An 11,708-nucleotide genomic window follows, 5' to 3' on the forward strand; every position below is an offset into this window, starting at 1 on the left:
TGCCAAGTGGGGTAGTTGATCGATAACGATGAAACGTATAGGAGGGCTACAGATGGCAAAGAAGTGGATCGGCATCGCGAATGTCGCGTGCCTCGGAGCGGTATTGGCGCTCAGCGGATGCAGTTCGGACACGGGCAACGGGGGAGCTGCGAGCACGAACGGTAATGCGGGGGCGAACGAGCCGGCCGGCAGCGGTTCGGCCAGCAGTGGGAAGAAGGTCACGATTACCCTGCTGAGCGCGCAGGATAACGGAATCCGCGACAAATTTCTGCCGGATGTCGTGAAGAAGAAATTCGAGGCCGCCAATCCGGACATCACGCTCGAGATCGTCAGCGTGCCTTACGATCAATTCGATTCCAAGATGAACACGATGGTCGCGGGCGGCACGCCGCCGGATGTCTGGAGCCACTGGGGCCAGAGCGGCTTCGTCGATTATAACGTCCGCGACATGGTGCTCGACCTGACGCCGTACATGGCCGACTTCAACAACCCCAACATCCCGCAGTCCACGCTGGACATTTATAAAGTCGACGGCCAGCAGAAGGGCATTCCGCTCAATATCTACTCCAGCATGATCTTCTATAACAAAGAGCTGTTCGACAAAGCTGGCGTGACGGTGCCGAACTACAAGCCGGGCGATTCGGCCTGGACGTGGGACAAGCTGGTCGAGCTCGCGAAATCGGTGAGCAAGGACTACGGCAAGCCGAGCGCCGTCTACGGATTCACGTACGGCATGGGCGAGCATCTGCTCACGTACAGCTGGGATTGGGGCCTCGACGTCTTCGCACCGGCTTACGCCACGGGCTTCCTGGATTCGGCGGATCTGAGCGATCCGAAGCTTGCGGAAGCGACGCAATTCTTCCAGGACATGATCTTCAAGGACAAGATCATGCCGACGTCGGCCGTCGAGGAATCCATCGGCAAGATCGGCGATCCGCTCCTGACGGGCAAGGTCGCGATGTCGCTCGTCGGCAGCTGGGCGATGGGCGGCTTCAAGGAAACGAACATGAAGTTCGGCGTACTGCCGCTGCCGACGGGTCCGGCCGGCACCTCGACGCCGTTCATCTACGCCGACCCGCTCATGATCTCGTCCAAGTCGAAGAATCCGGACGCCGCCTGGAAGCTCGTGAAGTTCATGACCAGCCCGGAGATGCAGATGGAGATGACCACGACGACCGGCTATCCGCCTTCCGACACCGTCGCTTACGCGGAATGGTTCAAGCAATACGAAGGGCTGACGGACATCGCCTACCTCGAAGAAGTCAATTCCGCCGCGATCGAGAAGGGCAAGGAATCGCCGAACCATCTGATCGCCGGCTACGGCGACATCACCTCGTTCATGCTGAACGAGCAGCAGGCGATCTTCAACAAGGAACAGGACCCGGCGGCCGTCCTGAAGGATATGAATCCCAAGTTCCAGAAGCTGCTCGAGGAGATCAAGCAGAAATCGGGCAAGTAACGCCGCCCGAGCGCATAGATAAGCTGTAACGGCATGAATCGGCGACCGGAAGGCGAAGCGGCCAGAACCCATCGGGCCAGGCGCAACCCGGTCGCCGCCATGCGGCGCGTACCAGCCAGAGAGGAGCGTGGGCAACGCATGAAGCTGTCCATCGGAGGATTTTCGTTCTTTAATGAGAAGCAGGCCGGCAAGATGGATATATTCGGCTATCTCGAATCGGTCAAATACCGCTATCGCCTAGGCGCCGTCGACTTGTGGAACGGCTTCTTCGCGAGCGGAAACGAAGACGGGCTCGTGCTGCTGCCGGAGGAAGAGGTCGTCCGCAAGATCCGGGAGGCGATCGACGAGCGGGAGCTGACGGTCGCGAACATCGCGCTCGACGGCGTTCATCTCATCGATGCCGACCCGGCCAAGCGCGAACGGCTGTACCGGAACGCGCTGCTCCATCTGCGCGCCTCCGAGCTGCTCGGCGCCCGGACGGTCCGTATCGACATCTGCACGCAAGAGACCGAAGAGATCGGCGAGGCTGATTTCGACTACATCGTACAGCGCTATCAGGAGTACTGCGACCGCGGCGCGGAGCACGGCTACACGGTCGGCCCGGAGAACCACATGGGCGCGGCGCTGAATCCGCATCTGCTCAAGCGGATCGCCGAGGCGGTGAATCGCCCGAACTTCGGCATCCTGCTGCACTTGAAGCGCTGGAAGCCCGAGTACGCGGACGGCGACGCGATCGTGGCGCCATGGGTCGTGCACACGCACGCCGACTTGAAAACGCTAACTTCGGGCGATGCCGAAGCTTCGGTCCGTGCGCTTACGGAGGCGGGCTACCGCGGCTACTGGGCCGTCGAGCATAACGCCAAGACGCAGGCTTACGAAGAAATCGACTGGATGCTGGCATCCGTCAGAAGATTGCTCTATCGCATGGGCGAGTCCTGAGGAGGAACGGATTATGGAACCGGTCAAAATCGGAATCATCGGCGTCGGCCAGATCGGCAAGCATCACCTCGAGCAGTACGCCTCCATCGGCGGCATCGAGGTCGCGGCCGTCTGCGACGTCAACGAGCCGGAAGCCCGCCGCGTGGCGGAGCGGTACGGCATCGGAAGCGTCTATACCGACTACCGCGAGATGCTGCGCCGCGACGACTTGATCGCGGTGGACGTCTGCCTGCACAATAACTTCCACGCGCCGGCGACGATCGCCGCGCTGCAGGCGGGCAAGCACGTCTATTGCGAGAAGCCGATCGCCGGCACGTACCGGGACGGGGCTGCGATGGTCAAGGCGGCGAACGACTGCGGCAAAATGCTGCACATCCAGCTCGGGACGCTGTACCGCGGCGAGACGAAGGCCGCCAAGACGCTGATCGACGAAGGCAAGCTCGGACGGCTCTATCACGCCCGGTCCACCGGCTTCCGCCGGCGCGGGCGCCCGTTCGTCGACGGCTACGGCACGCCGTTCTTCACGCGGAAGGACGCCGCGAGCGGCGGGGCACTGCTGGACATGGGCGTCTATCACATCGCGCAGATGCTGTACCTGATGGGCATGCCCGAGGTGACGCGCATCTCCGGCTGCGTGTATCAAGAGATGGACATGGATCCCAAGCGCAGAGCGGAGAGCGGCTTCGACGTCGAGGAATCCGCGATGGGCTTCGTCCGCTTCGCGGGCGGCGCCACGCTCGACATCATCGAAGCGTGGTCGCTCCATCTGGACGGGCTCGAAGGCGGCAGCCTCGTCGGCTCGCGCGGCGGCCTCCGGCTGCCGGCGTATTCCGACGTTCGCGCGACGACGGGCTTCGGCTACTATACGACGGTCGGCGACATGGACGTCGACGGCACGATCGACCTGAACGCCATGAGCGAACGGCGCCGCCGGCTGTATCCGGACGAGGATGCGTACGAATCGTCCGCCAAGCATTGGGCAGCGGCGCTGCAGGGAAGAGTCGCGCTGCTGCCGACCGCGGAGCTCGCGCTGCAAACAATGCTCGTCAGCGAAGGCATCTATCTGTCCGCACAGCTGGACCGGGAAGTGACCGCCGAAGAAGTGGCGGCGCATTCGCCAGCCGTCATCCGGGAGGCGAACTGAATGATGGAATTCGAACCGCTGTATCATCCCTATCCGTCGCGGCGGATGACGACCTACGGGCGCAAAGGCATGGTGGCGACCTCGCAGCCGCTTGCCGCCCAAGCGGGGCTCGACATCCTGAAACGCGGCGGCAACGCCGTAGATGCCGCGATCGCGGCGGCGGCCTGCCTGACCGTCGTCGAGCCGAACTCGAACAGCATCGGCGGCGACACGTTCGCGATCGTCTGGGCGGAGGGCAAGCTCCACGGCCTGAACGCGAGCGGCCCGGCGCCCGCAGCGATCTCGATCGAGGCGGTCAAGGCGGCCGGCCACGAGCGGATACCGGGCTACGGCCTGGTCCCGGTGACCGTCCCCGGCACGCCGGGCGCCTGGGCCGCGCTGGCCGAACGGTTCGGACGGCTGCCGCTCACTGAGACGCTGCGCCCCGCGATCGACTACGCGGAAGGCGGATTCCCGGTATCGCCGACGATCGCGCGGTATTGGGCCGACGGCTTCCGGAACATCGGCGAGCTTCGGGACGAGCTGTACGAGCCGTGGTTCGCGACGTTCGCGCCGCACGGCAGGACGCCGGCCGCAGGCGAGCTGTGGCGCTCCGAGGGCCACGCCCGGACGCTCCGGTCGATCGCGGAGACGAACGCGGAATCGTTTTACCGGGGCGAGCTGGCGGACCGGATCGACCGGCACTTCCGCGAGAAGGGCGGCTATTTGAGGAAGGAAGACCTGGCGGCGTACCGCCCCGAGTGGGTCGAACCGATCCATGTGAAGTACAAGGGCTACGAGGCGTGGGAGCTCCCTCCGAACGGCCAAGGGCTGGTCGCGCTGATCGCCCTGAACATCCTGAAGGGCTTCGATCACGCCGCGAAGGATCTGGCCGAGACGTACCATAAGCAAATTGAAGCGGTCAAGCTCGCATTCGCCGACGGGCTGGCGTATATCACCGATCCGCGGCACATGGACGTCTCCGTGGAGGCACTGCTGTCGGACGCTTATGCCGACGAACGGCGGGCGCTGATCGGGGAGCGCGCGCTCGTCCCGGCGCCGGGCGAACCGCCGACGGGCGGCACGGTGTACTTGGCCGCGGCCGACGGGGAAGGGAACATGGTCTCGTTCATCCAGAGCCATGCGGGCGACTTTGGCTCCGGCGTCGTCGTGCCCGGCACCGGCATCTGTCTGCAGAATCGCGGCTCCGGCTTCTCCTTGGACCCGGGCCACCGGAACGCGCTGGCGCCGGGGAAGAAGACGTACCACACGATCATTCCCGGGTTTTTGACGAAGAACGGGGTGCCCGTCGGTCCGTTCGGCGTCATGTGCGGCTCGATTCAGCCGCAGGCCCATGTGCAGCTCCTGCTTAACGCGATCGATTTCGGGCTCAACCCGCAGGCCGCGCTGGACGCGCCGAGATGGCGCTGGGTCCGGGATACGGTCATCGAGGTCGAGCCGGGCTTCCCGGATCATATCGCTCAGGCGCTGGCCAGGAAGGGCCATACCGTGCAGCGGGCGCTGGACGTCGGGATGTTCGGCCGGGGCCAGATCATCTGGCGGGATCCCGCGAGCGGCGTGCTGGCCGGCGGCACGGAGCCGCGGGCGGACGGCGAGGTCGCGGCCTGGTAACGGGCGCGGAGAGCCGGCCGCGTTCGCGAAGACCGCCGGTCGCCGGGGCGCCGCCTCGCGGCGTTAGAGTCCCCGAGCAGGGCGCTCCGCGCAGGTGCCGCGGCCGGTACAGCCGGCCCGCCGGGCGCTTGAACTTTGCGCTTCGCATCGTTGGCCAAACGCTCCTTCACGGGAAATCGCGGACTCGTTCCGCGATTTCCTTTTTTTCGCGCGGCGAGGAGTTGAATCTGCCGGACAGGGTGGCAGGAGCAAGCGCTGTCATTATATACTAGTACACGCACGGGAAAGGATGGATTACGGGACATGTCATCGCCTGCGTCACCTCCAACGCCTTCAACGCCTTCATCGCCGTCATTCGCTTCAATGCCCGACGCGCGCGCGCTCGGCTTCATCAAAGCGTTCAATTTTTTCATCTATGGCGCCATCTCCATTTACGCCACGTTTTTTCCGCTGTATCTGAGGGATGCCGGCATGTCGAGCTTCGCGATCGGCCTGCTGCTCGCCGGCGGTCCGTTCGTGTCGCTGCTGGCCAACCCGTTCTGGGGCTATTGGAGCGACCGCCTCGAGAACGCCCGGCGCATCCTGCTCATCCTGCTGATCGGCAATGCGGCGGTGATGCAGCTTGTCTTCTCGCTGAAGGCCGTGTACTGGATCTTCGGCTTCATGCTGCTCTATTTCTTCTTCCAGAGCCCGTTGTTCTCGCAGAGCAACAGTCTTATCCTGGACGTGGCCGAGAAGACCGGGCGGAAATTCGGCGCGTTCCGGCTGTGGGGGTCGCTCGGCTGGGCGGTCATGGCCGTGGCGACGGGTCCGGTCCTCGAACGGCTCGCGATCAGCCGGCTGTGGATCGTGTACGGCATCATGATGGCCGTCTCCATTGGCTTGGCGTTCCTGCTGCCGCGCGGCGGCAAGCCGGACACCGCCCGGAAGGCGCCCCGATCCGGTTCCCGGCAGCTGTGGGCCAATAAACCGTTCATGCTGTTCCTGGCCATCGGGGTGCTGATCTCGATTCCGAACTCGATGAACAACACGTTCGTCTCGATCTACATCTCCGACTTGGGCGGCAAGAGCACGCTCGTCGGCTGGTCGGCATTCTTGGCGTCGATCTTCGAGATTCCGGTCTACCTGCTCCTCGACCGCTATCTGCGCAAGAACGAGCGGACGATGATCGGCTGCCTCGCGGCGGTCAGCGTGCTGTACGCGCTCCGCTGGTTCCTCATGTCGACGGCGGCGACCCCGTACATGGTCCTCTTCATTCAGGCCATGCACTGCCTGACGTTCGCGGGTTACTACTACGTCGGGACGCAATTGACGGTGCTGCTCGTGCCGAGGGCGTTCCGGGCTTCGGGCCAAGCGCTGTACGCGCTCAGCTGGGGCGGCGTGTCCGGCATCGTGGCCGGCGTGACCGGGGGCTGGATCTTCGAGCAGTTCGGCGCGCATGCAATGTACCGGATCAGCGCGGCAACGGCACTTCTCGGCGTGGCGGGCTTCGCGCTGTTGCACCGCTTCATCGCGCGGACATCCGCGCGTGACACGAACGTGCCCGGCTTCAGCGGGCGCTAATGGCTCGGCTGAGACCGGCATAGGCGAGCGAAGGCCAGTCTAATAGGGCGGAGGTGATCATCGTGAAGCCGGCTGGTCCTGCAGCGCCAACTTGCCGCGGGCGAGCGAGACGAAGTAGAGCAGCAGCGGCAGCAGCACAAGCGGGAGCAAGGACATCGTCGACCAGGATTTCGCGATGCTCTCCTGCACGATGACCATGTTGGAGTAGCACATCAGCGCCACGACGATGCCGGCCAGCATGATCGGCCAGACCAGGATGTTCTCGTCCCGGATGCGCAGGACGTGCGCGACGCATCCGATCGTCGCGTGGAACGCGATCAGGACCCGAATGAAGATGGAAAGGATCCAGATAAAGATCAGGACGCCTTCCATCCGCTCGAGGAACCCGCCGAAGGAGACGTTTTTGGCCAGCAGGTAGGTCGGGTAGACGTTATTGCCCGTCTGTTCGGGACCGAGCATCATGACGCACAGCAGCGTCAGGAGCACCAGCACGACGTTGCCGGCCAGGGTGCCGCCGATCAGCGCGCGCCGGCGGCCTTTGCCTGGGGAGACGTATGGATAGAGCATCATCAGCAGCACTGAATTTTGCAGCGAATAGAACGCGTAGGCGCCCCTAAGGATCGGCTTGGCGCCGAATTCGTAGACGGGCAGCAGCCGGGACGGTTCGAGAACGGGTATCAAGCAGAGCAGGAGCATCGCCAGCAGCGCGACCGTCCAAGGGAAGAAGATCTCCACCGCGCGGGAATACACCGTGCTGCCGGACTTCAGGGCAATGACCACGACGAGGGAGAAGAGCAGCATGAGCGCTTCCACCGGCGTATCCTGCAGCAGCTGGGTCGTCATGAAGAACCCCATGGAGCCGATCATGAGCGAGCCGAGGAGGAAGAAATAGGCCGTATAGCTGAGCGTCACGGCGGCCCCGATCCATCTGCCGAGCAGCTTGTCGGTGTATTGGGCCAAATTCAGGTCGGGATAGCGGTCCCCGATCGCGGCGTACAGCACGACCAGAAGGATGTTAACGCCGGAGCCGATGATCCCGGCAAGCCATGCGTCCTGCTGGGCCGCGGCCGCGAGCCCGCTCGGCGCGATCAAGATCGACGTGCCGACCGTGACGAAGATGACGATGATGGTGAAGGAACGGATGCTGATCCGATTGGCGTTGTCCATCCTTGCGCGCTCCTTGCCTTAGCTGAGCATCGCGAAGATCGCGTTGCTGAGCGGTTCGAATAATTTCATGACCATGCGCAGCGGATTCGGCAGCTCGACCTGCGTCAGCTGCATCGAGAACAGCGTCGAACCCGTCGTCATGATGACCAGGAAGACCGCGATTTCCTTGCCTTTCCCTTGGCCCCGCAGCTTGCGAAGCTCATACCAGCTGATGACCGATACGACCAGCGCGACGATAACGATGGCGATCATGCGGGGTTTCAGCCTCCTCTATCGGTTTGATGGGTGACCGGCTGCGTCGTCGTGCCGATTCGTCTCGTGGTGGTATCGACGTGCACGAAGACCGGAACGTCCTTGTACGTTTCGTTCCAATCCTTGATCCGATGCCAGATCTTCGGATGCTGGCGGTGCACTTGCTCGCCGAAGCCGAAGACGTCGATCCCGAGCCGCTTCTTGGAATCCCGGACGGTCGATCGGATGAGGCTGGTCACCTTCTTTTCGGTGGCGTGGTCAAACCAGTTCATTGTCGCTTCCTGCGTCATGTCCAGGTTGCATTCGACATCCGAGATATCCTGCTCGATCGTCACATAGGCGTGGATGGCCAGGTCGTCCTTGTTCGAGCCGCGCACCTTCACCTTGGCGTGCGTGTTGAACAGCTCCAATGAGGCGCGGCCATGATCGGGGCAGCGCACGGAGCCCACGGTCCAGTTGACCGAATCGGTCACGAAATTAATCGCTTTCGTCCCTTGCTCGTCCAGCCAGCCGACCATGCGGTCCTTGTCGAACATGGCGGTTCCGGAATATTCCAGGTTCTGGGATGGCGCGATTTGCTGCTGCGCGGCCGCGCTCGATCCCGAGTCGCTTCCCGAAATTTGAATGCCGGTCATGAAGGCGCTCTTGCCTTCCGTTTCCATGTCGATCAACAGCTCGTTCAGCGTCATCAAGCTCGTCGCCGCCCACTGCTTGTCGGAGTTTTGCAGCTTCGTGTACAGGTTGTTGGCTGGAATCGGGTCCATTGGGCTGTAGACCTTCAGAATATCCGATGCCGGGCGGTTCTTCGCGACGACCAAATAGAAGTCGTTGCGCATCTCGGCGTAGCGGGACAAGTAGTCCAGCGGCTTGCGCAAGCCTTGGCGTGCCGTCCGCTCGCCGAAGATGACCATGCGCAGATGGGAGAATTGCAGGCGGCGAGGCGACAGCACGGCCATGCGGCCGATGGCGTCAGGCAGCGTCTTGCCCTCCTGCTCGAATGTCACGACCGGGGCCAATCGGGAGCCGGCATTGCTCTTCGGCGTGACTTCCGCCGGGTTGACGATCTGCGCGGATACATGATAAGTATCGCCGACCCGGTCGATGCCGAGACCTACGACGATGGAGATTTCGTTCAATTCTATTCGGTCCCAACAACCGGCAAGGGGGACGAGCACGAACAGCGATAGGATCGCAACGAGGGTTCTCCGATGGCGCACCTAATGTTCCTCCTTATGCGCAAACCTTATTTCTGTCGGACGAGATTCCGCTTGCCCACGGTGCTCGGCCGCTTCTTCATGAACGGCAAGGGCACGCGCCACAGCGTATCCTTCTGGTCGGACCGGTCGTACGGCGCGAGCGGCGACATGTACGGGACGCCGAAGGATTGCATCGCGCACAAGCGCAGGACGAGCGCGATCATCCCGAGGAACAACCCGAACAAGCCGAAGGAGGCGGCGATGATCATGAAGAGGAACCGCGTGATCCGGATGGCGATGCCGAAGTTGAACGCCGGCATGACGAAGTTCGAGATCGCCGTAATTGAGACGACGATGACCATCGCGCCCGTCACGAGCCCGGCTTCGACCGATGCCTCGCCGATGACGAGCGTGCCGACGATGGAGATGGACTGGCCAATCGTCCGCGGCATGCGCACGCTCGCTTCCCGCAGGATTTCGAAGGTGACCTCCATAATCAGCGCTTCCACGAAAGCCGGGAAGGGAACGCCCTCCCGCTGGCTGGCGAGGTTGTAGAGCAGCACCGTCGGCAGCAGCTCCTGGTGGTACGTCGTGATCGCGATGTAGAGCGACGGCGTGAACATCGCGAGGAGGAAGGACAGCATGCGCAGCAGGCGAATCATGCTCGAGAACACGGACGGCTGATAATAGTCCTCCGGCGATTGAAACATCTGCGTGAACACCGCGGGAACGACCAATGCGAACGGCGTCCCGTCCACCAGAATGGCGACCCGGCCTTCGAGCAGCTGGGCGGCGACGACGTCCGGCCGTTCGGTATTGCTCACCGTCGGGAAGATCGAAATTTGGCTTTCCTGAATCGCTTCTTCGATGTAGTTGCTCTCCAGAATGGCGTCGATATCGATCTTATCGAGCCGCCGCTTGACTTCGTCCAGCAGCTCCGTCGAGACGATCCCGTTCAGATAGACGATCAGAATGTTCGTCTGCGTCACCCGGCCGATCTTGCGGGGCTCCGCCCACAAGCGCCGGTCGCGGATCTTGCGGCGGAGCATCGACATGTTGACGTTCAGCACCTCGGTGAACCCTTCCCGGGGGCCGCGGACAACGGACTGCACGTTGGGCTCCTCGATCCCTCGGGCGTTGATCTTCTGGGTCGAGATCGAGAGCGCACCCGGCTCGCCTTCGATGAGCAGTATGGCGTAGCCGCAAAACAGATGATCGTACAGCTCTTCGAAATCGGTCAATTTCCATACATAACTGTCCGAAATCACGTATTGCATCAGGTAGTCCGCCGGCTCCAGCGATTCGGCGGTATCGATCGGGACGGCCATTCGGCCGCTCGCCAGTAGCGAGCGGATCAATTCCTGCGTGTCGGACAGGCCGTCCATCGAGACGACCGCGGCCGCCAGGGGTTTGCGGCCGGGCAGCGTCAAGTGCAGCTCCCGGTACTTCATGTCGCTGCTGCAGCCGTTGTCGCGCTTCAGCCGGTTCAGGTTGTCGCCTAGCCGATCGCCGATCGGGTCCGGTTCTCCATGCGACGTATACTCGCTCATGACGTTCACCCGCTTAAGTCGAGAAATAAAGATACGCTTAAGGTTCACGAAAGCGCCGCGCATTATTCCATTTTTTTCATCGCGGTCATGAATTTTCCGCTGATTCCGAAGGTTCGCGCGCACTTGACATTCGTCTCGCGCTCGTACTAATGTTAGGGGCAAGAGGTGGAGAGCATGAGCAAGAAGCAGGATATTATGGCGGCCACGCTCGACTTGATCCATGAAGAAGGGCTTCAATCGGTGACCTTCGCCAAGCTGTTCAAGCGAGCCAATGTCGGGTCCGGCACGATTTATAATTATTTCGCGAATAAAGAGGAATTGGTTAACGCGGTCTACCGCGAGGCGCGGAAGCTGATGGGCGAATTCCTGTTGAAGGATTACGATGCGGGTGCGAGCCTGTACGAACGGTTCAAACGGCTGCAGCTGAACCGGCTGGAATTCGGGATCCGGTATCCGAAGGAATTTCTGTTCATCGACAGCTTCTCCTTTTCGCCGTATATTTCGCTGGAGCTGCGGGACTCGGACGATCCCTATTATTCCTCCGAAGCCGTGCTGACGCTGATCGTGGAGGGACAGAAGCAGGGCATGATCAAAGAGATGGACTCCCATCTGTGCCATCAGCTCATGCACGGGATCATCTCGTCTATATTGAAAGGGTACTACGTGCGGAAATATCCGCTGAACGAGGTTCAAGTCCAGCAGGTCATCGAAGCGTCGTGGAAAGCGATGCTCGTCTAACTAGGCAGTCCTTCGCAGGACGCTCCTCGAAGGGCTGTATTTCGTTTGAACGGCTTCGGCCGATTGCGGCCATACCAAAAACGGCAGCC

General features: G+C 62.2%; 10 protein-coding genes. 6 read left to right on the forward strand and 4 right to left on the reverse strand.

From position 1 onward, the window contains the following. Nucleotides 1-52: 52 nt before the first annotated feature. The 5 genes from ACFPB1_RS00865 to ACFPB1_RS00885 all read left to right on the forward strand — a co-directional run bounded on the left by ACFPB1_RS00865 (nucleotide 53) and on the right by ACFPB1_RS00885 (nucleotide 6,716). Nucleotides 53-1,459, forward strand: a complete 1,407-nt coding sequence (locus ACFPB1_RS00865) for an ABC transporter substrate-binding protein (RefSeq protein WP_379220854.1) — start codon at nucleotides 53-55, stop codon at nucleotides 1,457-1,459. Between the two features lie 138 nt (nucleotides 1,460-1,597). Continuing rightward, nucleotides 1,598-2,398, forward strand: coding sequence for a sugar phosphate isomerase/epimerase family protein (locus ACFPB1_RS00870; protein WP_379220856.1), 801 nt, complete (start codon nucleotides 1,598-1,600; stop codon nucleotides 2,396-2,398). Nucleotides 2,399-2,411: 13 nt separating this feature from the next. Next, nucleotides 2,412-3,542 (forward strand): Gfo/Idh/MocA family protein, encoded by a 1,131-nt coding sequence (locus ACFPB1_RS00875; protein WP_379220858.1) that lies wholly within the window; start codon nucleotides 2,412-2,414, stop codon nucleotides 3,540-3,542. Then, nucleotides 3,543-5,153, forward strand: coding sequence for a gamma-glutamyltransferase family protein (locus ACFPB1_RS00880; RefSeq protein WP_379220860.1), 1,611 nt, complete (start codon nucleotides 3,543-3,545; stop codon nucleotides 5,151-5,153). A 363-nt stretch (nucleotides 5,154-5,516) separates the two neighbouring features. After that, entirely contained in the window at nucleotides 5,517-6,716 is a 1,200-nt protein-coding gene (locus ACFPB1_RS00885; protein WP_379220862.1) for an MFS transporter, read from the forward strand. Between the two features lie 57 nt (nucleotides 6,717-6,773). Here ACFPB1_RS00885 and ACFPB1_RS00890 read toward each other — a convergent pair whose 3' ends face one another. From ACFPB1_RS00890 to ACFPB1_RS00905, 4 genes are read right to left on the reverse strand one after another with little or no spacing between them, the layout of a single operon-like run. Further along, nucleotides 6,774-7,883 carry a GerAB/ArcD/ProY family transporter gene (locus ACFPB1_RS00890; RefSeq protein WP_379220864.1) on the reverse strand — a complete coding sequence of 370 codons (1,110 nt, stop codon included), beginning with the start codon at nucleotides 7,881-7,883 and terminating at the stop codon, nucleotides 6,774-6,776. A gap of 18 nt (nucleotides 7,884-7,901) precedes the next feature. Further along, nucleotides 7,902-8,135, reverse strand: coding sequence for a hypothetical protein (locus ACFPB1_RS00895; RefSeq protein WP_379220866.1), 234 nt, complete (start codon nucleotides 8,133-8,135; stop codon nucleotides 7,902-7,904). Nucleotides 8,136-8,143: 8 nt separating this feature from the next. Further along, nucleotides 8,144-9,352 carry a Ger(x)C family spore germination protein gene (locus ACFPB1_RS00900; protein WP_379220868.1) on the reverse strand — a complete coding sequence of 403 codons (1,209 nt, stop codon included), beginning with the start codon at nucleotides 9,350-9,352 and terminating at the stop codon, nucleotides 8,144-8,146. A 26-nt stretch (nucleotides 9,353-9,378) separates the two neighbouring features. Next, on the reverse strand, nucleotides 9,379-10,881 hold the full coding sequence (locus ACFPB1_RS00905; protein ID WP_379220870.1) for a spore germination protein: 1,503 nt from the start codon (nucleotides 10,879-10,881) through the stop codon (nucleotides 9,379-9,381). A 174-nt stretch (nucleotides 10,882-11,055) separates the two neighbouring features. On the opposite strand from ACFPB1_RS00905, the gene ACFPB1_RS00910 reads away from it, so the two are divergent. Continuing rightward, nucleotides 11,056-11,619, forward strand: a complete 564-nt coding sequence (locus ACFPB1_RS00910; protein ID WP_379220873.1) for a TetR/AcrR family transcriptional regulator — start codon at nucleotides 11,056-11,058, stop codon at nucleotides 11,617-11,619. Nucleotides 11,620-11,708: the final 89 nt, after the last annotated feature.

It is taken from the genome of Paenibacillus sp. GCM10023250 (assembly GCF_042653205.1).
In the GTDB taxonomy this organism is placed as follows: Bacteria; Bacillota; Bacilli; order Paenibacillales; family Paenibacillaceae; genus Paenibacillus_Z.